Consider the following 25,357-nt stretch of genomic DNA (forward strand, 5'->3'; position numbering starts at 1 on the left):
AATCAGTCTGAGTTTTTTTGTGTTTAAATACTTTTTCCAGGTAATAGAGTAACGGGTAAGAAGTAACCGGTTGTCGCGACCTCTTTACCTTCAATCTTCTGCAAGAGGAGATCAACAGTGAGTTGGGCAATCTCTTTCATAGGCTGCTTAATCGTTGTCAAATGAGGATAGTAGTTCTCGATAAAGTAAGTTCCATCATAGCCGATGACCTTGAGCTCCTCAGGAACAGAAATTCCCAGTTCCTGAGCAATTTTAATGACCAGAATAGCTGTCAAATCATCCGAAGCAAAAATCGCATCTGGTTTCTGATGGGTCAAGATATTCTTGATTTCCATTTTTTTTCGGACGGGAGAAAAGTCGCTTGAAACATTGATAATAGGCGCTTTTGGGAGAACAGAGGCAAAACCAGCGTGGCGCAGTCCAGTCGGTGAGTTAGAGTTGTCATTTCCTGTAATCATGATGATAGACTGGGCGCCTGTCTTGATCAGAGTTTGAGCTGCGAGGACCCCGCCACCGTAGTTGTCAGAGGAGACAACAGGGATGTCTGGAGACAAGTTTCGGTCAAAGGAAATAATCGGTGCCGTCACACGATTGTAGTCTTCGATTCCCAAGTTGTGACTTCCAGAAATGATACCATCGACCTGGTTGGCCTCCAGCATTTCAATGTACTCCCGTTCTTTTTCCGAGTCATGTTCGCTGTTACAGATGATGGTCTTGTAGCCATTTTTGAAGAGCTGGTGTTCCAACTTGTCAATCAACTCCGCATAAAAGACATGACTGATGTTTGGAAAAATAAGTCCAATCAACTTGGCAGATTTTCCTTGGAGGCTTCGAGCCAGATTATTAGGCTTGTAGCCTAGCTCTCGCATGGCTTCATTAACCTTTTGAATGGTTTTCTCAGATAGATAACCCTTTTTATTGATGACCCGTGAGACGGTAGTGGGGCTGACGCCTGCAAGTTTTGCGACATCAGTTAGTTTTGCGACCATAATCTAATTCATAGTAAGTTCCAGTTGGGTTTCCAGACTTGATGAGGATACCATTTTGGTCCGCATGTGGGAAGACACGACCAGAAAATACTTTTTCTCCTTTATTGATGAAAATTTCAAAGACTGACTTATCGATGAAGATAGTGGCAGTAGTAGCTTGGTTATTGATAGGGCAAGAACGAGTGGTACCAAATTCTTGGGCGTACTGTTCACCAGCCTGACTACGATCCACTGTCATCTGTCCATTGACAAGGTCAAAGTTGATTGAAAGCCCCTTGCCTTCTTTATCAGCGAGCAAGACAATCTCGCTTTGGCTATTGGCCTCCAAGTTGAGCTCCAGTTCATAGGTGTTATTGGTTTGAGTACGATTTGAGAAGACCTCTGCAGAAGAACGAAGTTCTTTGACGGCTGAGACAGGATATTGGTAGAGTTTGCCATCTTTGATAGTGAGTTCTTTGACTAATGAGAAGGTTCCTTGGTGGTCAAAACGGTCAGATGGGTAAGAAACATCTGGCAACCCAAGCCAACTTACTGCCAATGCACGTCCATCTGGAGCGTTGAAGGCTTGCGTTGCATAGGCTTCGAAACCATAGTCTAGATTTTGCAATGGAGACACATCTACCATTTTGGCATTTTCAGGATCAAAGGAAGCCCCGATTTTGTACATGTTTGGATAGATATTATCATAGTCTAGAACACTCTCATCCAATCCTTGTGGGCAGTAGAGAAGGATAGGTTGCTCCCCTACAAAGACTAGATTTGGGCATTCCATCATATAGGCAGTGCGGTCGTTAGCAAAGTCAAGGTCGCCAACTGCTTGCCAGTTTGTATAATCATTGTCCACAGCCTTGTAGAGACGGACGAAGCCTTTTTTCTCCAAGTCCTGTCCACCAACGATGGCATAATATTGTCCCTTAAAGTTAAAAATTTGCGGATCGCGGAAGTGGTCTGTAGAGTCTGCTGGCTGGTCAATCAAGATCTTGTCAATCTTTGTAATCTTGCCATCCTTATCCATCAAAGCACCAATCTGGTAAGGGTGACGGATCCAGTTTTCATCACGGACATTTCCAGTATAAAATAGGAACAACTGATCGCCAAATTGCATGGCAGAACCAGAGTAGGCACCGTGGCTATCTAATGGAGTATCTGGCAAAACTTTGACTCCAGTTTCTGTAAAGTGCACTAAATCATCACTTTCAAGCTGCACCCAAGATTTCAACCCATGGGCTGCACCAAAGGGGAAGTTTTGGTAAAAGAGAATCCATTTACCATCAAAATAAGAAAAACCATTTGGATCATTGAGAAGGCCCATTTTAGGCTCGACATGGTAACGAGTATGCCAAGGAGACTGTGCCATCTTTTCCTTGATTTGCTTGATTTCATCATTAGACCAGTCTTCATAGCGTCTATAACGGCGCTCGGTTGTCCATTCCATTTTATCTTTCCTCCATAAGTTCTATTCTATTATTAATAGTAAACGTTTTCGGCAAAAAAAGCAAGTCTTTTATGTTAAAAAAAAGAAAAATATGTCAAACGATTGCCATAAATCAAGTAAAGGAAATCTGGCAAATTTTCACGAAAAAATGAAAGAAAATGTAAATAAAAGCCTTGATTCCTCAAGTATAAAGATATTTTTTTGAGGAAAAAGAGAATAACCCTCAAAAACGAGCAAAAATAATCAGAGAAAAAAGAAAGGGTTTAAAAATTTCTGCAAAACGCTTGACATATTTTAGAAACATGATAAAATAATAGTCGTAGGGCGAATAAAATCGCTTTCAAACAAGAACAAAATTTTATAAGGAGATTTTTGCAAATGAACAATCAGGATATTGCAAAAAAGGTCATCGAAGCCCTTGGCGGACGTGAAAATGTCAACAGTGTAGCCCACTGTGCGACTCGTCTACGTGTCATGGTCAAAGATGAAGGGAAAATCAATAAGGAAGTGATTGAGAACTTGGATAAAGTTCAAGGAGCTTTCTTTAACTCAGGCCAATACCAAATCATCTTTGGTACTGGTACAGTAAACAAGATGTACGACGAAGTGGTTGCACTTGGTTTGCCAACATCTTCTAAAGAAGACATGAAAGCAGAAGCTGCTAAACAAGGAAACTGGTTCCAACGTGCTATCCGTACTTTCGGTGACGTCTTTGTGCCAATCATCCCAGTTATCGTAGCAACTGGTCTCTTCATGGGTCTTCGTGGGCTCTTGAACGCTCTTGGAATGACACTTCCAGAAGATGTTACCATTTACAGCCAAATCCTCACAGATACAGCCTTCATCATCTTACCAGGTTTAGTTGTATGGTCAACCTTCCGCGTATTCGGTGGAAATCCAGCTGTTGGTATCGTCCTCGGTATGATGCTGGTTTCTGGCTCACTTCCAAACGCTTGGGCTGTAGCATCAGGTGGTGAAGTAACAGCTATGAACTTCTTTGGCTTCATTCCTGTTGTTGGTTTGCAAGGTTCTGTTCTTCCAGCCTTCATCATCGGGGTGGTCGGAGCCAAGTTTGAAAAAAGTCTCCGCAAAGTAGTTCCAGATGTCTTGGATCTTTTGGTGACACCATTCGTGACACTTTTGGTTATGTCTATCCTTGGACTCTTTGTCATCGGACCAGTCTTCCACGTTGTTGAAAACTACATCCTTCTCGGAACAAAAGCGATTCTTGGCTTGCCATTTGGTCTCGGTGGTTTTGTCATCGGTGGGGTTCACCAATTGATCGTCGTATCAGGTGTACACCACATCTTCAACTTACTTGAAGTGCAATTGCTTGCTGCTGACCATGCCAACCCATTCAACGCCATCATCACTGCAGCGATGACAGCTCAAGGGGCTGCAACTGTTGCCGTTGGTGTTAAAACGAAGAATCCTAAACTGAAAACACTTGCTTTCCCAGCTGCTCTTTCTGCCTTCCTCGGTATTACAGAGCCTGCTATCTTCGGGGTAAACTTGCGCTTCCGTAAACCATTCTTCCTTTCATTGATCGCTGGTGCTATCGGTGGTGGATTAGCTTCTATCCTTGGACTTGCTGGTACTGGTAATGGTATCACCATCATCCCTGGTACTATGCTTTACGTTGGGAATGGCCAATTGTTCCAATACCTTCTTATGGTAGCTGTATCATTCGTTCTTGGTTTTGCCCTTACCTACATGTTTGGTTACGAGGACGAAAAAGAAGTTGCTAGTGAAGTGGCGACAGAACGCTTGGTTCAAGAAGAAACAACTGGTAACATTCCAGTAGCTCCTCAAAATGAAACAATCCAAACTCCAATCGTTGGGGACGTAGTTGCTCTTGAGAATGTTGATGATCCAGTCTTTTCAAGTGGTGCAATGGGACAAGGGATTGCTGTAAAACCAAGCCAAGGCGTGGTTTACGCACCAGCTGATGCAGAAGTATCAATTGCCTTTGCTACAGGACATGCTTACGGTTTGAAGACAGCAAACGGAGCTGAAATCTTGATCCACGTTGGTATCGATACGGTGACTATGAACGGTGAAGGATTTGAACAAAAAGTTTCTCAAGGCGACAAGGTCAAAGCTGGTGACGTTCTCGGAACCTTTGACTCAAGCAAAATCGCTGCTGCAGGTCTTGACGACACAACAATGGTTATCGTAACCAACACAGCAGACTACGCTTCTGTGACACCAGTCGCAAGCGGTTCAGTTGTCAAGGGTGACGCTATCATCGAAGTGAAAGCCTAGTCCTCTTCGAAAATCAAATCTAAAAACAAAACGAACAAATATCATGTTTGTTCGTTTTTACTTGGATGATAAGATTTACAGAGGAAAATCTAAAATATTGAGAAATCTAGCCTTTTAAAATGTGCTATAATAGAGAAAACAAAGATAAGAGGTTTATCATGACAAAATTATATGGAAGCTTAGAAGCGGGCGGTACAAAGTTTGTCTGTGCTGTCGGAGATGAAAATTTTAACGTTGTAGAAAAAACACAGTTTCCTACAACAACTCCTATCGAGACTATCGATAAAACTATCGAGTTCTTTTCAAAATTTGATAATCTTGCAGGTCTTGCCATCGGTTCCTTCGGTCCTATTGATATCGATAAAAACTCAAAAACCTATGGCTTTATCACAACGACTCCAAAACCTCACTGGGCAAATGTAGACCTACTTGGTGCTCTCCGCCGCGCCCTCAACGTACCCATGTATTTCACCACAGACGTGAACAGCTCTGCCTATGGTGAAGTGGTTGCTCGTAACAATGCTGGTGGCCGTATCGAAAACTTGGTTTACTACACGATCGGTACAGGGATCGGTGCAGGTGTTATCCAACGTGGTGAGTTTATCGGTGGTGTCGGTCACCCTGAGATGGGTCACTACTATGTGGCCAAACACCCAATGGATGTAGAAAAAGAATTTAACGGCGTCTGTCCATTCCACAAGGGCTGTTTGGAAGGCTTCGCAGCTGGACCAAGTTTGGAAGCTCGTACAGGTGTTCGTGGTGAAAACATCGAACTCAACAGTTCTGTCTGGGACGTTCAAGCCTACTATATCGCTCAGGCTGCGGTCAATGCTACAGTAACTTTCCGCCCAGACGTGATCGTCTTTGGTGGTGGCGTCATGGCACAGCAACACATGCTGGACCGTGTACGTGAGAAATTCACAGCTCTTCTCAACGGCTACCTACCAGTACCAGACGTGCGTGACTACATTGTCACTCCAGCAGTTGCAGGAAATGGTTCTGCCACACTTGGAAATTTTGTCCTCGCTAAGAGTGTCGCAAAATAAAACAAACAAAAAATCCGCTTGGGCAACCAAACGGATTTTTTGTTTGAAGACAATTTTTTTGAGCCTTTCCTTAAGTGATGACGGACGGTAGCGACTTTCTGCGAAGCTCCATATCGAAACTTTGAGCCTAATGTCTCAAAGTTTCCGAACACCTGAAACCATTAGATTTCAGGTGTTTTTATCACGGCGGAAAGGCTAGGTAAGTTCTTGATTCACTATCGAAATATTGGCATGATTTCCATACCAAAGTATATTTAGTATCAGGCTATTTTCTATGCTCAAAACATCTGCCAGAAGAAATCAATAATATAAGTCAAACCATAAGTATAAACCACTAGGGTGAAGGGCTTGGTCAGAATGATGATAATCATATAGCGTTTGAAGGTCATCTTTGTCAGGGCAGCCAGCATACAGAGAAAGTCAGCTGGGCTGACAGGCCAGATCATCATAAAGATAAAGAATCGCTCGAAACGATTGCCCTTATCTAGCCAACCGATGTACTTGTCATAGGTGCGCTTGCTGACGACGGACTGGACAAAGGCAGCTCCATAGAGGCGTACCAGGTAAAAGATAATGGCACAGCCAATCACGATGCCGATATAGTTATAGATGGTTCCGATGATGTGGCCGTAAATAAAGACCCCAGCCACTGAGGTCAAAGCTCCCGGAATGATCGGTACAACGGTTTGTAGGATCTGTAAAAAGATAAAGAGTGGTGGCCCCCAAACTCCAGCTTGCTGGATAAAGGCCGATAGGGTTTCCTTTGATTGTAAAACACCCGCCTGATAGGCCCAAATACAGAAAATCAAGGTGCCGACTCCCCCGACGATAGATGAAATATTGATGACTTGCTGTAGAAGGGGAGAAACAGCTTTCATTTGCTTATCCTGTGACATGTAAACTCCTCATAGATAGTATGATTCTACTATACCATATTTTGAGGAGAAAAACTATTTGGATTATCTGACTGGAGAAATAAGTGTGGTAAAATGAGAATAAGAAAATGACAGTATAGAATGAGGGGTATCATGTTAGGTTTAAACTTTAAAGGAAGCTGGCGCCAATATCAAAAACAGGTCTTGGGTCGTTTTCAGGACTATCAAGCAGACGGTCATGTTCATCTAGTGGCCGCCCCAGGGTCTGGAAAGACAACCATTGGTATCGAGCTAATCGCTCGTTTTGGCAACCCAGCCCTCATCTTAGTTCCGACTGTCACCATTCGCGAACAATGGGTAGATAGAATCCAAACTGCTTTTCTAGAGGATGGTCAGAGGCTTTCAGACCTCGTTTCCCAAAACTTAAAGGAGATGAAGGCATTAACGATTGTGACCTATCAGGCTTTTCATAGTGCCATGAACCAACTTCAATCACAAGAAGATGGAGAAGCAGAGGATTTTATGGGGTTTGATTTGCTTGCAAGCCTAAGAGCTCAGAAAGTTGCGACTCTTTGTTTGGACGAATGCCACCACCTGCGCAATGAATGGTGGAAAAGTCTGGAAGCCTTTCGCAAGCAGTATGAACCGCTGCAAGTCATCTCCCTGACAGCGACACCACCTTATGACAGCGAGCCTGAACTCTGGGAACGCTATATCCGTATGTGTGGGGAGATCGATCAAGAAATCACGGTACCTGAACTAGTCAAGGAAGACACTCTTTGCCCTCATCAGGATTTTGTCTATATGTGTCCACCAACAGCTGAAGAGGCGGAACGTCTCAAACGGTTTGAGGAGACTAAGTGGGACTATATTCATCACCTTATAGTCGCTCCTGATTTTCAAACATTTGTGGCAGGGTCTAAGGTCCTCAAAGGGGATATTTCATCTGATTTTCTCTTAGAAGATCCCAAGTACTTGTCAGCTATGTTGATTTATATGCATTCTCAGGGGTTAACGATTCCTCCCTCTTTGCAAAATTTACTGGGAACCCAGAAGCTTCCAGCATTGACCTCCTACTGGCTGGAGACGCTGTTGCAGAGCATACTCTATCAGACACCAGATTGGTATGAGGATCCAGATGGATATAGGAAAAAGTTAGAGGCTGACTTGAAGGCGCGTGGGTTGGTGGAAAAACGTCAGGTTTATCTGGTTAAGTCTAAGGCTTCTGACCAGATTTTAAGCCAATCTCTAGGGAAGTTGTCTGCCATTGCCGATATCTTTTTGACGGAGTATGAGAGTCTAGGTCTGGAACTGAGACAGTTAGTACTATCTGACTATATTCGCAAGGATTTTGCCACCTATCTGGGAGATAATCAGGCAACCATTTCTCAGTTGGGGGTACTCCCTTATTTTGAAAGCATTCGTCGAAAAGCTCAGGAGCAAGAGATACCTGTGTCTTTGGCTGTCTTGTCAGGTAGTGTCGTTATTTTGCCTACCGATGTGGCAGCAGAGTTTAAGGAGCTCTTGCCTCAGGTTCCTCTTATTTTCTCACCTATTGGTCACTTGGATCCAAAAGATTATGTGCAGGTTGGTTTTCCGAGCTCAGCTAAGGGAATCGTAGCGGCAGTGACGGAGCTTTTTCAACGAGGGCGGATTCAAGTCCTAGTCGGAACCAAGTCTCTCCTCGGAGAGGGTTGGGATGCTCCTTGCGTTAATTCCCTAATCCTCGGAAGCTTTGTGGGGAGCTTTATGCTGAGTAACCAGATGCGCGGGCGTGCCATTCGTATCTGGTCGGGACATCCAGAAAAGACCAGCAACATCTGGCATCTGGTAGCCGTTCAAGCGCAAGCACTTATCACTCTTCCTGGTGAGGAGCCTAGACCAGAGAGTAATCAGGATCTGCAGACCTTGTCGCGACGGATGGAGCATTTTCTTGGATTGGCCTATAATAAGGAGAGTATTGAGACCGGTTTGGATCGTTTGGATTTTCCAAAGCCCCCTTTTAAGAAAAAGCAAATTAGTGAGTACAATGAGCGAGTTAAGAGTCTCTCCAAGGATCGAGCAGGCTTGAGACAAAAATGGCAGGAATCTCTTGTCGTAGCGGATCAATTTGAGATAGTTACAGAAGTCGCAACTCAAAAACAGAAGATCCCAGTCATGCTCTTGCTTGATGCATTAAAATGGGTTCGCATGTCATTGCTCTTGTTGGCAGTTGATTTGTTGGTTTTGCTATTTAGACTGAGACTGATTGGTGTTTGGTGGCTTACGACAGCATGTCTCCTCTTTTTGGCCTTTGCATCTTGGCGCTACCTCCGCTATAAGAGTCCCTATAAACGTTTGCAATCTCTGGGTGAGCAGATCCGAAAGGCTCTGCTAGATTCGGGGCATCTAACGGACGATCAATCCCGTGTTCAGGTAGAGGAGTACAAGGAAAACTACATGGTGTTTGCCTATCTCAAGGGAGGAAGCATGAGGGACAAGGAGCTGTTTGCGCAGACTGTGGGAGAGTTCTTTGCTCCAGTGGATAACCAGCGCTATCTCTTGAAGGCAGAGAAAGTCCGACAAGGTCAGTCACCTTACTATGTCGTGCCTAGTCTTTTTGACAAGCGCAAGGAAGAAGCACAGAAATTCCTCGACTTTCTGATGCCGACTATCGGACATTATCATCTCGTCTACACACGAACAGAGACCGGACGGAAAACCCTTCTAGAAGCTCGTATCAAAGCTCTCTCCAATCAAAACGACTGTACCTTGACTAAGAAGAAGGTTAAAAGCCGGTTGGAGTAGGGGTGGTAGTCCTTCGAAGTTTCGAAGATATGAATTTCCTAAAGTTTATATGCATTTTAAACTTAGAATGGTAAGAAATACATAAATTTATAAGTATTCTAAGCTTCGAATGGTCTATCTGAGAAAGTTTTGAGGTCTTCGAGCTTTCGAATAGTAGTCTTTCCTAAAGTTTAGATGTATTCTAAAGCTAGAAAAGTTAAAATCTAAAAATAGTAAGAGTTTCTAGCTGACAGACGGAAATGTTTCCAGTCAGATAGGGATTTTTTATTTTGGAAATAAAAGATTTGCCCTGAGAAGTACATTTTAGATGGAAATATTGACAGTTCAGAGGAAGGGGGACAAATCATTTAAAGTAACTGTTAGAATGGATTTATAAATTTAAGGGGAAACTCCTTTTTGAAATAATGAAAATAGAAAGGTTATCATCATGACAAAAACATTCACTATCCATCCGCTAAGCTATACCAACTTTACCAACCGTGAGTTTGAAAGTCTCATGGTAGACACGGGTCAACTACTAGAAGTTTTTGCTAAGGCGCATAAGGACGAGTATATGTATAGCAAGCACCTTGATTCCTTCAAAAGCAAGCTAGCAGACTTCCAAGCCCAACTCGCTATCGTAGAAAAGAAAGAGGCGACGAACCTGACCGAAGTCGATCGCAATCGTGATAGCGCCCTAGTTGGTCTCTTTACCCTTCATCGAGGATTTGCTAAGATTAAGGAAACTAAACTCAAAGAAGCCCATGAGACTTTGAAACCAGTCTTCGCCAAGTACAAGGATATCACCAAGCATAGCAATGATGTGGAAACGGCAGAAATCAAGAGTCTGCTCAAAACCCTAAGCGAAGAACCCTACCAGACGGCTGTTACCAGTCTAGGACTGACACCTATGCTGACGGCGGTGATCAGTGCTCAGGAAGACTATGATAAGGTGGAAAGTCAGGCGCGTGCGCATAAGTCTGCTAATGAAGTCGGGAAGACCAGACAAGTCCGTACCGAACTAACCAGCATCTACGACCTCTTTATGCGCTATACCGCAGCCAGTGCAGAAGCCTATCCAGAAAAAGAACACCTGACCAAACTCCTTAAAGACCTCAATAGCATCCGAGATAGCAAGCGGCGATTGACTGGTTCCAATAAGAAGGATAAGAAAGTTAAAGTAGAAGAAACTACACAAGTAGCAGGATAAAAACAAACGTCTTTAGATATATTATTATCTAAAGACGTTTTTTAGTGGATTCGTGGTATAATTGACAATTACTGTAAAATATGATATTATGTATATACGATAAAGTTAAGCAGATTTATCTCGCAAGAAATTGCCCTATGTGGCGGTAAAACTTTGCGTCTCTACATGCATTCTTGAAATCAATTCATTCGTCGCACATGTTCTACGACACGACTTCGATTTCAATCGAGCATACTGAGCGAGAGTTTACTGACTTAACAGTCAGATTTAACAAGAGAGAAACGATAATAGACTTAAAAAGACTGCATCTGTACTAAAGCGAGAGGCGGGAAACCGTACTAAACACAGAAAGGAATCAATATATGATTCAAATCTTTATCGACTTTTTTAAGAGGTTATCTAATAACCCAATTTTTTGTATCTTAGCAGTAATTGAAGGATTTAGAACTTTGATGTGGCTATTGACACAATTATTACGAATTAATATCTGGTTAGTTGATGTTATATCTGATAACAAAGATATACTTATTACCTTCTTCACTTCGGTGAAAGATCTAGTTTCTTCTCTTATTTATATTAATAAAAAATATCCTCTTATACATGGTTATAAGAGTTTTTTTATAATGTGAGGTAATTATGGATTTCAGTAAAAGTATTTTATATGAAATTTCTAATAAGAAATGGTTAGCAGAGTTATTAAAAATTGAAAAAAATATGTTATCAAATGTTGGTGATAATTTTGTTGGAAAGTCATTTATGAAGGATGTAAATGGAAAAACTAGGGAATTATATAATGCAGGAACAATACATAAACGCTCTCTAAAATTGATTGTTAAATACTTACAGAAGATTAATTTCCCAACGTATCTACATGGTGGAATACCTGGTAGAAGTTACGTAACTAATGTTGAATCTCATAGCAAAAATAAATTTGCTGTTATAGTGGATATTTCAAATTTTTTCCCCAGTACAAATGCACAAAAGGTTTTCAATTTTTTTCGATATGATATGAATCAGGCACCCGACATTGCTAAGATACTAACTGACTTAACCACGGTATCAAAAGATGAACATTCCTTTTTGCCTCAAGGATATCCTACGAGTCCTATTTTAAGTTTTTTAGCATATTACCATATGTACGAAAATCTAATGAAATATGCTCAGAATAATGGATTGACTTTTTCTGCATATTATGATGATTTGACATTTTCTTCTAAAAAGCCAATACCAAAGATATGTTTGAAGGAAATTGTTAATATAATTGAATCGTTTAATTTGAAGGTGAATAAAGAGAAATCAAAAGTTAGTAAGCTAGATTATACGAAAATTACAGGGTGTGTTATTGTTAAGGGAGAATTAAAAGCTCCTAGAAAATTACAAAAAGAGACGTACGATTTATATAGATATCTTAAAAATAGTAATTTATCTGATGAAGAACTGTTATCATTGTTAAAAAAATTTGCTGGAAAAATTTCAGCTATTCAATCAATTGAAAAAGAAAGACAATTTCCAAATTATTTTAAATTGATTGAGAATATGAAATCTGAATTAGAGGAGAGAAGAATTTCCGAATTAGATTGGTTATAAATGAATCCATTTAGTTAATCTGATAAAAAATGAATATGATTAAATCAAATATTAAACAGCACGTTGTTCCTAAAAGTTATTTAAAACGATTCGGTAAGAAAAATCTGAATAATAAAGGCTATAATATAGCAGTTAAACAATTAAAATCTAATAAAATTTTTATAGATTCAGTTGATAATGTGGCGTTTAGGAAAAACTTTCTAAGGTATTAGTTGATAAAATTTGGTTAATTTCTTTCAATAATTCTAGTGTTCCTTTTATTACAAGTGACTCTCCAGTTGTGATGTATAATTTTATTAGAAATTCAGTTTCTTACGCTGACAACGGTGTAGGAAGAGATGATACATTTATCTACTATCCATTGTCCAATAAAATTCTTATTAAAATAGTACCAAGGAACTTTTGGGGAGGAATCATGAAAAATTTGAATAACACATTAGGATTTCTTTCAAACGCAGATATTTCATTTATAAATTTAGTTAATGATTTTCAAGTCAGGCATGCTGAGAAACAGATATTTGTTCATCCAGATTTAATGGATTCCTTAAAGACTATTACTAATACATAACCAAAACAACTTGATATTTTCATTTTTATATCAAGATATAAGGCACCTGTCTCTCATAGTTGGTTTTTTACAAAAAATTGATAAAACAGAAAGAAAATTCATTCCCTTAAAAAATTAAGATAAAACTTTGTTTCCATATTTCCTGGAAACTGATAGAAAGTAAGGAGAAAGATGGAACAAATTAACCAAAAATCCCAGTGCCAACAACTCTGGGCTAGAAACAAATACCTCGTTTTGAGCCATTCCAGCAATATTTATAATGAGATTCGCCAATATCTCAAGAATGAAGTGGTGGAGGTCAGCCATGTTCAAGAACTGATTGACCGTGCTTGCCAAATTCCTGAGCATAGGGGTCAGGTTTGCAATGCCTTTCAGCATATTTGGGGTTATTTCAAAAAGAAAGCGACAGATGTTGAGCGCAAGGATTACATGCTCTTGTTGGAACGCTACCGCTTTGGTCAGGCTTCTAAGGAAGACTTGATTGCTAAGACTCGAGACTTGCTTGATCGCTATCCCAATACCTACTTGCAACATTCGACTTTACTGAAAGGAGACTCCCATGAGACTTTGGCATGAGGCTTTGATTTCAAAACTTCCCCGTCCTCAACTTTTGGGGCAACATCGAGAGTGCTGTGCCCTGCGTGGCAATGGCTGGGGCAGAAAGCATGCGACGGTGGACTATGTCTTTACCCACTCGCCTTATCGTCTCTATGCCTATCATCGCTTGATCATGGAGGAAATGGCTGGCCGTGGCTACAATGTCAGTCCAGAGTGGCTGGACAAGAACTACCGTGGCAAGACCTGCTCTCCTTATGAAGACTTGTCTGAGGAGAACCTAGGTAATCCCGTCTATAGTGAGCATAATGCAGAATACTATGAGGAGTGCCTGGCTAATCTCCGTGAGAAGGGGATCAACCTATAGTCTTTTCTAATAACAAGCCATAGTCACTGATGAGAATCGTCAATAGCTCGTTTGAGCATTCCAACTAAAATACAGCCACAAAACAAGCAATACAAAGGATTTGAGACACTGGTCTCAAGTCTTTTTCTTTTGTCCAAAAGAGTGATATAGTTTCAAACTATATCAAAGCCTAATTATTTACAATTATACAGACAGTTTCTTTTCTGTTAAGATAGTTTCAACAACAAATTTTGGAGGACGCATCATGTCAACTACGATCATCGGTTTCCCTCGTTTGGGCGAATTCCGCGAATTGAAATTTACAACTGAAAAATACTTTAGAAAAGAAATCTCAGAAGAAGAACTACTTGCAGCCGCAAAAGAATTGCGTGCAAAACACTGGAACATTGTCAAAGAAAAAGGCATCACTGAAATCCCATCAAATGACTTTTCTCACTATGACAACTTCCTTGATGCAGCTTTCCTCTTCAACGTGGTACCTGCTTCAGTTCAAAATTTGGACTTGTCTGACCTTGAGCGCTACTTTGCTTTGGGACGTGGTTACCAAGGAGAAAAAGGAGACGTGCGTGCCCTTCCGATGAAGAAATGGTTCAACACCAACTACCACTACATCGTTCCTAAATTTGAAAAAGACACTCAAGTTAAATTGGCTGGTCACAAGATCTTTGATGAGTTCCAAGAAGCCAAAGAACTTGGATTGAACACTCGTCCTGTCCTTGTAGGTCCGTTCACTTTCCTTCAATTATCAGACTTTGAAGAAGGCGTGAAAGCAGAAGACTTCGTAGATAGCTTAGTAGCTACATACCAAGAAGTTTTTGCTAAATTAGCTGAACTTGGTGCGACTCGTATTCAACTGGACGAAGCGGCTCTTGTCAAAGATTTGACAGCTGAAGAAAAAGCTCTCTTCTTGAACATCTACAACAAACTCTTGGATGATAAAAAAGGTCTTGAAGTCTTGCTTCAAACTTACTTTGGTGACGTTCGTGACGTTTACGCTGACCTTGTGAACTTGCCAGTAGATGCCATTGGTTTGGACTTCGTTGAAGGTAAGAAAACTCTTGAACTCGTTAAAGGTGGTTTCCCAGCTGACAAGACTCTCTATGCAGGTATCGTCAATGGTAAGAACATCTGGCGCAATAACTATGAAAAGAGCTTGGCTGTTCTTGAGCAAATCCCAGCTGAAAACATCGTATTGACAAGTTCATGCTCACTTCTTCATGTACCATTTACAACCGCTAACGAAGAATTTGAACCAGCTATCTTGAACCACTTTGCCTTTGCAGTTGAAAAATTGGAAGAACTTCGTGACTTGGATGCTATCCGCAATGGTCAAGGTGCAGAAGCTCTTGCAGCTAACAAAGAACTCTTTGCGACTGAGCGTGTGGGTGAAAATGCAGAACTTCGTGCGCGCATCGCTGGTTTGACAGACGCTGACTACACTCGTTTGCCAGCCTTTGCGGAACGTGAAGCCATCCAAGAAGAAGCCTTTAAACTTCCAGCTCTTCCAACAACAACCATCGGTTCATTCCCTCAAACTAAGGAAGTTCGTGCTAAACGTTTGGCTTACCGTAAGGGTGAATTGTCACAAGAAGAATACGATGCTTTCCTTGCTGAAACAATCGACGAATGGATCAAATGGCAAGAAGAAGTTGGATTTGACGTGCTTGTACACGGTGAGTTTGAGCGTAATGACATGGTGGAGTACTTCGGTCAAAACTTGTCAGGTTACCTCTTCTCTAAGAATGGTTGGGTACAATCATACGGTATGCGTGGGGTGAAACCACCAATCATCTGGGGTGACGTGACTCGTCTTAACCCAATCACTGTCAAATGGTCTAGCTACGCACAAAGCCGTACTGACAAACCTGTTAAAGGCATGTTGACAGGACCTGTTACCATCCTTAACTGGTCATTCCCACGTGAAGACATCTCTATCAAGGACTCAACTCTTCAAATCGCCCTTGCTATCAAGGATGAAGTTCTTGACCTTGAAGCTGCAGGTGTGAAAATCATCCAAATCGACGAGGCTGCTCTTCGTGAAAAATTGCCACTCCGTCGTAGCGACTGGTACGAAGACTACCTTGACTGGGCTATTCCAGCCTTCCGCTTGGTACACTCTACAGTTGCACCAGATACTCAAATCCACACTCACATGTGTTACTCAGAATTTACAGATATCATCCCAGCTATCGACAACATGGATGCGGACGTTATTTCCTTTGAAGCAAGCCGTTCAAACCTTGAAATCTTGGACGAACTCAAAGCGAAAAACTTCCAAACAGAAGTGGGACCTGGGGTATACGATATTCACTCACCTCGTGTGCCAAATGAAGGCGAAATCGACCACACAATCGATGCTATTCTTGCTAAAGTACCAAGCAAGAAAGTTTGGATCAACCCTGACTGTGGTTTGAAAACACGTGGTATTCCAGAAACAAAAGAAAGCTTGATCCGCCTTGTCGAAGCAGCAAAAGCTGCGCGTGAGAAATTATAAGATAAGATTTCGCTCGTGACACTGACTGATCAAGGAACTGCTTGGCCCAAGCTGGCTCAGCAATCATGAAATCAAAAAGAAAAGGATAATGACTATGTCACGCCAAACTCCGTCACTTTCATTTGAAGTGTTCCCTCCAAACCCAGCTGTGGGTAATGATAAAATTATTTCAGCCTTGCAGGATATGCGGGAGCTGACACCGCACTTTATCAGTGTGACTGCCAGCAATAATAAATTTAATATCAAGGAAACAACGGTTCGTTTGGCTGACTTTATCCAGAATGACTTGGCGATTCCAACCATTGCCCACTTGCCAGCTATCTATCTGACCAAGGACAAAGTTGCTGAAACCATTGCAGACTTGGACAAGGTTGGGGTACAGAAAATCTTGGCCTTGCGTGGGGATATTATCCCTGATGTGGAACCACAAAAGGATTTTCGCTACGCAACAGATTTGATTGAGTTCATCAAGGAACAAGCTCCTCACTTTGATATTATTGGCGCTTGCTACCCAGAGGGGCACCCTGACTCGCCAAACCAGATCTCAGATATTCAAAATCTCAAGAAGAAAGTGGATGCAGGCTGTTCAAGCCTTGTAACGCAACTTTTCTTTGACAATGAGCGCTTCTATGATTTTCAAGACAAGTGTACCTTGGCAGGGATTGATGTTCCCATTCATGCGGGGATCATGCCCATTCTTAACCGTAACCAAGCGCTTCGTCTCTTGAAAACGTGTGAGAATATCCACCTTCCACGCAAATTCAAAGCCATCTTAGACAAGTATGAGCATGACCCTGAGTCGCTCAGAGCAGCAGGACTTGCCTATGCAGTGGATCAGATCGTGGACTTGGTAACCCAGGATGTCGCAGGTGTGCATCTCTACACCATGAACAATGCTGAAACAGCAAAATACATCCACCAAGCAACCCATGCCTTGTTTAACCATCAGTCTTTAGGATAATAAAAAGCAAACCATTCTTCTCAGGTGAGGGGAATGGTTCCTTTTTAATAGAAAAGCCCGCACTTTTTAAGAAAAATATGATAAAATAGACTCTGTACGTACTTGATACAAAGATGAGGGTATAAACAGATTCTTAGCTATTCAAATCTGCTATGCTATAAAAGATACAAATGCTAAAGAATAATATTTTTAAACTTTTCAAGGTATTTAGGTAGTTGAACACGGGATAAATCCCTAGTGAAAAAGATAGATTTCCTGGTGTGTATCGCACACTGCGTCAATCTATGCTATCATGAGTAATTGAACTCGGCCGAAAAGCTGTGTAAAAAAGATAAACTGTCTTGTCTTCATCGAAGACTTCGCCAGTTTCCTATTTTTACTTTGCTTTTTGCGACCTTAGTATCTTGATCTTTGTAGGCAAGGCGTATAATTTCATCAATCCAAAGGGGATTAAAATGACAAAACAAGTGTTTCAAACGACTTTTGCGGGTCGTGAGTTAATCGTAGAGACTGGTCAGGTTGCTAAGCAAGCAAATGGCGCTGTTGTTGTGCGTTACGGTGAGTCAACTGTCTTGACTGCTGCTGTTATGTCTAAGAAAATGGCAACTGGGGATTTCTTCCCACTTCAAGTCAACTACGAAGAAAAAATGTATGCGGCTGGGAAGTTTCCTGGTGGCTTTATGAAACGTGAAGGACGTCCTTCAACTGATGCGACTTTGACAGCGCGTTTGATTGACCGTCCAATCCGTCCAATGTTTGCGGAAGGTTTTCGTAACGAAGTCCAAGTTATCAACACCGTCCTTTCTTATGATGAAAATGCATCTGCACCGATGGCAGCTATGTTTGGTTCATCCTTGGCACTTTCTATCTCAGATATTCCATTTGACGGACCTATTGCTGGGGTACAAGTGGGTTATGTAGATGGCCAAATCATCATCAACCCTACTCAAGAACAAGCAGAGCAATCTCTTCTTGAATTGACAGTAGCTGGTACCAAGCACGCTATCAACATGGTTGAGTCTGGTGCCAAAGAATTGTCAGAAGAAATCATGTTGGAAGCCCTTCTCAAAGGGCACGAAGCTGTTAAAGAATTGATTGCCTTCCAAGAAGAAATCGTTGCGGCAGTTGGTAAGGAAAAAGCAGAAGTGGAATTGCTTCACGTGGATGCTGACTTGCAAGCTGAAATCATCGCAGCCTATAACAGCGACCTCCAAAAAGCGGTTCAAGTAGAAGAAAAATTGGCTCGTGAAGCTGCAACTCAAGCAGTTAAAGACCAAGTAACCGCAGTTTATCAAGAAAAATATGCAGACCACGAAGAATTTGACCGTATCATGCGTGATGTGGCTGAAATCTTGGAACAAATGGAACATGCTGAAGTGCGCCGTTTGATCACAGAAGACAAGGTTCGTCCTGACGGTCGTAAGGTCGATGAAATCCGTCCTTTAGATGCACAAGTGGACTACCTTCCTCGTGTGCATGGTTCCGGTCTCTTTACTCGTGGACAAACTCAGGCTCTTTCAGTCTTGACCTTAGCTCCAATGGGAGAAACTCAAATCATCGATGGTTTGGACCCAGAGTACAAGAAACGCTTTATGCACCACTATAACTTCCCACAATACTCTGTAGGGGAAACTGGTCGTTACGGAGCGCCTGGTCGTCGTGAAATTGGTCACGGTGCTCTTGGTGAGCGTGCCCTTGCTCAAGTCTTGCCAAGTTTGGAAGAATTTCCATACGCGATCCGCTTGGTAGCTGAGGTCTTAGAATCAAACGGTTCATCTTCTCAAGCCTCTATCTGTGCGGGAACTCTTGCCCTTATGGCTGGTGGTGTGCCAATCAAGGCGCCAGTAGCTGGTATTGCTATGGGACTTATCTCAGATGGAAATAACTATACAGTATTGACAGATATCCAAGGTTTGGAAGACCACTTTGGAGACATGGACTTCAAGGTTGCCGGTACTCGTGACGGGATTACAGCCCTTCAAATGGATATCAAGATCCAAGGGATTACTGCAGAAATCTTGACGGAAGCCCTTGCCCAAGCCAAGAAAGCTCGTTTTGAAATCCTTGATGTGATTGAAGCAACCATTCCAGAAGTTCGTCCAGAATTGGCTCCAACTGCTCCGAAAATTGATACCATCAAGATCGATGCCGACAAGATCAAGATTGTCATCGGTAAGGGTGGAGAAACCATTGACAAGATCATCGCTGAAACAGGTGTTAAGATTGATATCGACGAAGAAGGTAATGTGTCCATCTACTCTAGCGACCAAGATGCCATTAACCGTACCAAAGAAATCATCGCTGGTTTGGTTCGTGAAGCCAAAGTGGATGAAGTTTACCATGCTAAGGTTGTTCGTATCGAGAAATTTGGAGCCTTTGTCAACCTCTTTGATAAGACAGATGCACTTGTGCACATTTCTGAAATGGCTTGGACACGTACCAACCGTGTCGAGGATTTGGTAGCTATCGGTGATGAAGTCGATGTTAAGGTTATCAAGATTGATGAAAAAGGCCGTATCGATGCCTCTATGAAGGTCCTTCTTCCTCGTCCGCCAAAACTTGAGCATGATGAAAAAGGCGAAAAGTCTGAGCGACCTCACCGTCCACGTCATCACAAGGATCACAAACCGAAGAAAGAAGTTACAGAAACACCAAAAGATTCAGAATAAGAAAAGGAGAAATGTATGGGATGGTGGCGCGAAACCATTGATATTGTAAAAGAAAATGATCCAGCGGCACGCAACAGTTTGGAAGTTTTGCTGACTTATCCAGGTGTCAAGGCCTTGGCTGCCCACCGTCTCTCGCATTTTCTCTGGAAGCACGGCTTCAAACTCTTGGCTCGAATGCACAGTCAATTTTGGCGCTTTTGGACTCAGATTGAGATTCATCCGGGTGCCCAGATTGATTCAGGTGTCTTTATCGACCATGGTTCAGGTCTGGTGATTGGAGAGACGGCGATTGTTGAAAAAGGCGTTCTGCTCTATCATGGAGTGACTCTCGGTGGGACAGGAAAAGACTGTGGCAAACGCCATCCGACCGTTCGTCAGGGTGCCCTTATATCAGCACATGCCCAAGTTATTGGTCCTGTAGAAATTGGTGCAAATGCCAAGGTCGGTGCTGCTGCAGTAGTCGTGGCAGACGTACCTAGTGATGTGACAGTTGTCGGTATTCCGGCTAAGATCGTCCGAGTTCATGGACAGAAGGATGAGCCAACGATCCACGAAGTCGAAGAAAAACGAGAGTACTACGTCAATAAACTCGAGCAGGCTAAAGAAGCCAGTCACAGATCGTCGGGGTTGTAGAGGTTACCTATATGATTCAAGCAAGAAACAAGTTAAGCCAAGAGGAGTTATCTGAGGCGAAAAAACTAATTAACTGTTGCCAAAACTATGACGGTACCTATCGTGATCCCTATCTTTCTAACATGCTTAATTTTGACCCAAACATGCCCGCCTTTTTCCTTTATTATGAAAAAGGCGAACTTGTTGGTTTATTAACTGTCTATGCAGATGACCAAGATGTGGAAGTGACGATACTGGTTCATCCAGATCATCGCCGTCAGGGGGTTGCGCGTGCATTGTTTACTAGTTTTGAGAGAGAAATAGCTTCTTTTCCGATTCATTCAGTTACTTTTCAGACAGAGCGTGTTTTTCTAGACCGCCATTCTGATTTTGTCAGCAACTGGGGATTGGTCGAGGATGAAGAGACAGAAACCTGGTTAGGCAAGGATAGAAAACCTTATCCGTTAGCAAATGTTTCCAATCTTGAAGTTTTGTTAGCAGATAGTTCGTATCAGGATCAAATTAGTCAGTTGAAATTTCAGGCATTTTCAGAGGAACATGAATCTAGAGAAGTTGAGGATAGATATGTCGCTGAAGCTCTGAAAGATCCAGAAAGTCGCCTATATATTTTATTAAAAGACGGTCAGGTTATTGGAACTTGCACGGTAGATTTATCGACTAATACGAATTACTTCTACGGTTTAGCAATATCGGAACCTGAACGTGGGAAAGGCTATGGAAGTTACTTAGCAAAATCCCTTGTCAACCAACTAATTGGGCAAAATGATAAGGAATTTCAGATTGCAGTGGAAGATAGCAATGTAGGTGCCAAGCGCTTGTATGAAAAAATTGGCTTTGTCAAACAGACTCAGGTGGTTTATCTGAATGAGAAAGGAGCAAGGGATTCCGAAGTGTAGAGATATTCGGACTGAAATTCAATTGAACTCTTAGTGATGAAACTAACAGTTCTTGGATTTTAGCTTTCCTGACTATTATTTTATGATTAAAATCTATGACACCATGACCCGCAGCCTGCGTGACTTTGTGCCCATTGAAGATGGCAAGGTTCGCATGTATGTCTGTGGGCCTACGGTATACAACTATATCCACGTAGGAAATGCCCGCTCGACAGTATCCTTTGATACCATTCGTCGCTATTTTGAGTACCGTGGCTATGAGGTTGCCTATATTTCCAATTTTACGGATGTGGATGACAAGATTATCAACCGTGCTAAGGAAGAAGGGATTACACCGCAGGAGGTCGCGGACAAGTATATCGCTGCCTTTCGTGAGGATGTGACGGCCTTGGGTGTCAAACCTGCGACTCGTCATCCACGAGTAGTCGAGTTTATGGCTGACATTATCCGCTTTGTGGAAGACTTGATTGGAAAAGGCTTTGCCTATGAGAGTCAAGGGGATGTTTACTTTCGTGTGGAGAAATCTCATAACTATGCCAAGTTAGCCAACAAAACCTTAGAAGATTTGGAGCTGGGTGCTTCAGGTCGGACAGATGAAGAAACAGTTCGTAAGGAAAATCCTGTAGACTTTGCCCTCTGGAAAGCTGCCAAACCAGGTGAGATTTCTTGGGACAGTCCTTGGGGACCTGGTCGTCCAGGCTGGCATATCGAGTGTTCGGTTATGTCAACAGAGATTTTGGGAGATACCATTGATATCCACGGTGGTGGTGCTGACCTTGAGTTTCCTCACCATACCAACGAAATTGCCCAGTCGGAAGCCAAGACAGGAAAGACCTTTGCCAACTACTGGATGCACAATGGCTTTGTCAATATTGACAATGTCAAGATGTCTAAGTCCTTGGGCAACTTTATCACAGTCCATGATGCCCTTAAAACTCTTGATGGGCAAGTGCTTCGTTTCTTCTTTGCAACTCAACACTACCGCAAGCCTATCAACTTTACGGAAAAGGCAGTGCGGGATGCCGAGACTAATCTCAAGTATCTGAAGAACACTTATGAGCAACCGTTTACTGGAACTGTAGATGCGAAAGAACTTCAAGCTTTTAAAGATAAGTTCGTGGCTGCAATGGATGAGGATTTCAATGCAGCAAATGGTATCACAGTAGTCTTTGAAATGGCCAAATGGATCAATTCCGGTAACTATGATGCAAGTGTCAAGCAAGCTCTTGCGGATATGTTGGAAGTCTTTGGAATTGTCTTTGTTGAGGAAGTTTTGGATGTAGAGATTGAAGCCTTAATCAAAAAACGCCAAGAAGCGCGTGCCAATCGCGACTTTGCGACAGCGGACCAGATCCGTGACCAACTAGCTGCTCAAGGGATTAAACTACTGGATACAAAAGATGGAGTGAGGTGGACTCGTGATTGATGTCAATCTCATTAACGGGATTGCGCTGGCTTTTGAGGGAGATGCAGTTTACTCCATGTATATTCGCCGCCATCTCATCCTCAAAGGAATGACCAAGCCCAATAAACTTCACCAAGAGGCGACCAAGTATGTGTCTGCCAAGGCTCAGGCTCGCTTGATTGCCCTCATGTTGGAAGAGCAAGTCCTGACGGAAAAAGAAGAAGAAATCTATAAACGAGGTCGCAATACCAATAGTCATACAAAGGCTAAAAATGCTGATGTGGTGACCTACCGCATGTCTACAGGTTTTGAAGCAGTGATGGGCTATCTCCATCTGACTGAAAATATGGGGCGTCTAGAGACCTTGATTTCGTGGTGTATCCAAAAAGTGGAGGCGTAGAAATGCTTGCAAAAGAATTACTAGACTGGTTTCCTGAGGCTCAGATTTCAGATCAGCCAATAGAGAAACTAGGATATCTTACACTTCCTCTATCTTCTCAACAGTGGATTTTACTGGAGGAGACCAATCTCACTGAACGTGAAAAGCAGTTAATTGCCCTTTTAACCCAGCAGGAGCAGGCTCGTTCGCTCAATCCTTGGTATTCCTATCTGATCGAGGGGAAGGGGCAGGCGCCTCAAACTTTTAAAAAGATACAACTGGTTTATTGCCATTTGTCTTATTACCAACAGGGAAATCTATTCTCTTGGCTGGATATGATGCGGACTCTTTTTCCTAATTGTCAGACGGTGCTACAGGTCGGAGCTCAGGATTATGTATTTGTGCTTCAACAAGATAAGTATACCTCTGTTCGCTCTATCTTATCTGATACGATTGAAGCGGTTGAGTATGACTTTGGCCTTCGTCTGTCTATCATGTTAGGCCAGGTCTGGTCTCAGACAGGCCCTCAAGCCCTATCAGACTTAATCAAAGCAGAGCGGGACTTGTTTAAGACTTGGTGGCGTCAAGGTCATCAAGGTGTTCACACTTTTTCACAACTCTATCTCTGGAGTCTTGGGGAAGGGCTTGTGGATCTGAGAGTCATTAAAGAATGCCTGCATCAGATGATCTTGGATCAGGACCAGATTCAGGAAATTATCCTTTCTCTCTGGGAAAACAGTGCTGTTCTGACTAAAACAGCCCAGCAACTCTATCTGCACCGCAATTCTCTTCAATACAAGATTGACAAATGGGAAGAATTGACAGGGCTTCAGTTGAAAGAGTTGACCGACCTGACCTTGTGTTATCAGTTGATTTTACCAGATATTCTCTAAAGTTTTGTGCAAGTTGCACAGAACTTTTTTATTTTTTTGGTCACTTTGCCATAGAAATGTAAAGCGTTTTCATTTATAATAAAACTATCAAAAAATAAAAGGAGTTCACTTTCCATGGTAGAATTAAATCTTAAAAACATCTACAAAAAATATCCAAACAGCGAACACTACTCAGTTGAAGACTTTAACTTGGACATTAAAGACAAGGAATTTATCGTTTTCGTAGGTCCTTCAGGATGTGGTAAGTCTACAACTCTTCGTATGATCGCTGGTCTTGAAGACATTACAGAAGGTACTGCATCTATCGATGGCGTGGTTGTCAACGACGTAGCTCCAAAAGACCGTGACATCGCCATGGTATTCCAAAACTACGCTCTTTACCCACACATGACTGTATATGACAACATGGCTTTCGGTTTGAAATTGCGTAAATACAGCAAAGAAGACATCGACAAACGTGTACAAGAAGCTGCTGGGATTCTTGGTTTGAAAGAGTTCTTGGATCGTAAACCAGCTGACCTTTCCGGTGGTCAACGTCAACGTGTTGCCATGGGTCGTGCCATCGTCCGTGATGCAAAAGTGTTCTTGATGGACGAGCCTTTGTCAAACTTGGATGCCAAACTTCGTGTATCTATGCGTGCTGAAATTGCGAAGATTCACCGTCGTATCGGTGCTACAACTATCTACGTAACCCACGACCAAACAGAAGCGATGACACTTGCAGACCGTATTGTTATCATGTCAGCAACTAAGAACCCAGCTGGCACAGGTACTATCGGACGTGTAGAACAAATCGGTACACCTCAAGAAGTTTACAAAAACCCAGTTAACAAATTTGTAGCAGGATTTATCGGAAGCCCAGCTATGAACTTCATCAATGTGAAATTGGTTGGTAGCGAAATTGTTTCTGACGGTTTCCGCTTGAAAGTTCCAGAAGGAGCATTGAAAGTGCTTCGTGACAAAGGCTATGAAGGAAAAGAATTGATCTTCGGTATCCGTCCAGAAGATGTGAATGCGGAACCTGCTTTCCTTGAAACATTCCCAGAATCAGTTGTCAAAGCTACTATCTCAGTATCAGAATTGCTTGGTTCAGAATCTCACCTTTACTGTCAAGTTGGTAAAGACGAATTTGTTGCCAAAGTGGATGCTCGTGACTACTTGCAAACAGGAGCAACAGTTGAACTCGGATTTGACTTGAACAAAGCACACTTCTTCGATGTAGAAACTGAAAAAACAGTCTACTAAGCAAATGAAATGTCAAAACACTGCTAGAGAAATCTTGCAGTGTTTTTTTAATGATTGGTATTGGCATAAAAACAGGCTTTTCTAGTTTTCATATCCTTAAAAAAGTGATAAAATGGTAG

Annotated in this window: 21 protein-coding genes; 18 read left to right on the plus strand and 3 right to left on the minus strand. The window is 42.2% G+C overall.

The window, feature by feature from the left end:
• Positions 1-23: 23 nt before the first annotated feature.
• Complete coding sequence (locus M1F56_RS01955) at positions 24-989, minus strand: LacI family DNA-binding transcriptional regulator (protein ID WP_084852628.1); 966 nt, start codon at positions 987-989, stop codon at positions 24-26.
• Positions 970-2,424 (minus strand): sucrose-6-phosphate hydrolase, encoded by a 1,455-nt coding sequence (locus tag M1F56_RS01960; protein ID WP_084852627.1) that lies wholly within the window; start codon positions 2,422-2,424, stop codon positions 970-972. The genes M1F56_RS01955 and M1F56_RS01960 overlap by 20 nt, the downstream gene beginning before the upstream one ends.
• Positions 2,425-2,802: 378 nt before the next feature.
• Between M1F56_RS01960 and M1F56_RS01965 the strand changes: the two genes are divergently transcribed.
• Positions 2,803-4,689, plus strand: coding sequence for a sucrose-specific PTS transporter subunit IIBC (locus tag M1F56_RS01965; RefSeq protein ID WP_247916688.1), 1,887 nt, complete (start codon positions 2,803-2,805; stop codon positions 4,687-4,689).
• A 158-nt stretch (positions 4,690-4,847) separates the two neighbouring features.
• Positions 4,848-5,735: a fructokinase ScrK gene (gene scrK, locus M1F56_RS01970; RefSeq protein WP_000164289.1), complete on the plus strand. Its 888-nt coding sequence runs from the start codon at positions 4,848-4,850 to the stop codon at positions 5,733-5,735.
• 278 nt (positions 5,736-6,013) lie between these two features.
• On the opposite strand, the gene M1F56_RS01975 is transcribed toward scrK, so the two are convergent.
• Entirely contained in the window at positions 6,014-6,631 is a 618-nt protein-coding gene (locus tag M1F56_RS01975) for a TVP38/TMEM64 family protein (protein WP_000076176.1), read from the minus strand.
• Positions 6,632-6,763: 132 nt separating this feature from the next.
• Here M1F56_RS01975 and M1F56_RS01980 point away from each other — a divergent pair, with 132 nt between their 5' ends.
• The 16 genes from M1F56_RS01980 (at position 6,764) to M1F56_RS02055 (ending at position 25,238) form a co-directional block, all read left to right on the plus strand.
• Positions 6,764-9,397 carry a DEAD/DEAH box helicase family protein gene (locus M1F56_RS01980; protein WP_247916689.1) on the plus strand — a complete coding sequence of 878 codons (2,634 nt, stop codon included), beginning with the start codon at positions 6,764-6,766 and terminating at the stop codon, positions 9,395-9,397.
• A gap of 427 nt (positions 9,398-9,824) precedes the next feature.
• Complete coding sequence (locus M1F56_RS01985; protein ID WP_000167730.1) at positions 9,825-10,586, plus strand: DUF6261 family protein; 762 nt, start codon at positions 9,825-9,827, stop codon at positions 10,584-10,586.
• Positions 10,587-11,222: 636 nt separating this feature from the next.
• Positions 11,223-12,173 (plus strand): reverse transcriptase family protein, encoded by a 951-nt coding sequence (locus tag M1F56_RS01990; RefSeq protein WP_084872609.1) that lies wholly within the window; start codon positions 11,223-11,225, stop codon positions 12,171-12,173.
• A 35-nt stretch (positions 12,174-12,208) separates the two neighbouring features.
• The gene (locus M1F56_RS01995; RefSeq protein ID WP_162279327.1) at positions 12,209-12,385 is read left to right on the plus strand and encodes a DUF4238 domain-containing protein; all 177 of its coding nucleotides are present in this window, start codon (positions 12,209-12,211) and stop codon (positions 12,383-12,385) included.
• Between the two features lie 47 nt (positions 12,386-12,432).
• The gene (locus M1F56_RS02000; protein WP_247916752.1) at positions 12,433-12,741 is read left to right on the plus strand and encodes a hypothetical protein; all 309 of its coding nucleotides are present in this window, start codon (positions 12,433-12,435) and stop codon (positions 12,739-12,741) included.
• Positions 12,742-12,912: 171 nt separating this feature from the next.
• A complete protein-coding gene (locus M1F56_RS02005; RefSeq protein WP_000435151.1) occupies positions 12,913-13,317 on the plus strand; it encodes a YbgA family protein in 405 nt (134 codons plus the stop codon).
• Entirely contained in the window at positions 13,301-13,663 is a 363-nt protein-coding gene (locus M1F56_RS02010; RefSeq protein WP_001241786.1) for a TIGR02328 family protein, read from the plus strand. The genes M1F56_RS02005 and M1F56_RS02010 overlap by 17 nt, the downstream gene beginning before the upstream one ends.
• Positions 13,664-13,907: 244 nt before the next feature.
• Positions 13,908-16,157 carry a 5-methyltetrahydropteroyltriglutamate--homocysteine S-methyltransferase gene (metE, locus tag M1F56_RS02015; protein ID WP_000108247.1) on the plus strand — a complete coding sequence of 750 codons (2,250 nt, stop codon included), beginning with the start codon at positions 13,908-13,910 and terminating at the stop codon, positions 16,155-16,157.
• 94 nt (positions 16,158-16,251) lie between these two features.
• Positions 16,252-17,118 (plus strand): methylenetetrahydrofolate reductase [NAD(P)H], encoded by an 867-nt coding sequence (metF, locus tag M1F56_RS02020; protein ID WP_002877494.1) that lies wholly within the window; start codon positions 16,252-16,254, stop codon positions 17,116-17,118.
• Between the two features lie 455 nt (positions 17,119-17,573).
• The gene (gene pnp, locus M1F56_RS02025; protein WP_247916690.1) at positions 17,574-19,787 is read left to right on the plus strand and encodes a polyribonucleotide nucleotidyltransferase; all 2,214 of its coding nucleotides are present in this window, start codon (positions 17,574-17,576) and stop codon (positions 19,785-19,787) included.
• Between the two features lie 15 nt (positions 19,788-19,802).
• Complete coding sequence (gene cysE, locus M1F56_RS02030) at positions 19,803-20,420, plus strand: serine O-acetyltransferase (protein ID WP_084875724.1); 618 nt, start codon at positions 19,803-19,805, stop codon at positions 20,418-20,420.
• 11 nt (positions 20,421-20,431) lie between these two features.
• Positions 20,432-21,316, plus strand: a complete 885-nt coding sequence (locus tag M1F56_RS02035) for a GNAT family N-acetyltransferase (RefSeq protein WP_084875722.1) — start codon at positions 20,432-20,434, stop codon at positions 21,314-21,316.
• A gap of 82 nt (positions 21,317-21,398) precedes the next feature.
• Positions 21,399-22,742 carry a cysteine--tRNA ligase gene (cysS, locus tag M1F56_RS02040; RefSeq protein WP_247916691.1) on the plus strand — a complete coding sequence of 448 codons (1,344 nt, stop codon included), beginning with the start codon at positions 21,399-21,401 and terminating at the stop codon, positions 22,740-22,742.
• Positions 22,735-23,121, plus strand: a complete 387-nt coding sequence (locus M1F56_RS02045) for a Mini-ribonuclease 3 (RefSeq protein WP_247916692.1) — start codon at positions 22,735-22,737, stop codon at positions 23,119-23,121. The genes cysS and M1F56_RS02045 overlap by 8 nt, the downstream gene beginning before the upstream one ends.
• Positions 23,122-23,123: 2 nt before the next feature.
• Positions 23,124-23,993, plus strand: coding sequence for a helix-turn-helix domain-containing protein (locus M1F56_RS02050; protein ID WP_247916693.1), 870 nt, complete (start codon positions 23,124-23,126; stop codon positions 23,991-23,993).
• Between the two features lie 114 nt (positions 23,994-24,107).
• Positions 24,108-25,238 (plus strand): ABC transporter ATP-binding protein, encoded by a 1,131-nt coding sequence (locus M1F56_RS02055; RefSeq protein ID WP_247916694.1) that lies wholly within the window; start codon positions 24,108-24,110, stop codon positions 25,236-25,238.
• Positions 25,239-25,357: the final 119 nt, after the last annotated feature.

Origin of the sequence: Streptococcus oralis (assembly GCF_023109005.1) — a bacterium.
Taxonomy (GTDB): Bacteria; Bacillota; Bacilli; order Lactobacillales; family Streptococcaceae; genus Streptococcus; species Streptococcus oralis_BU.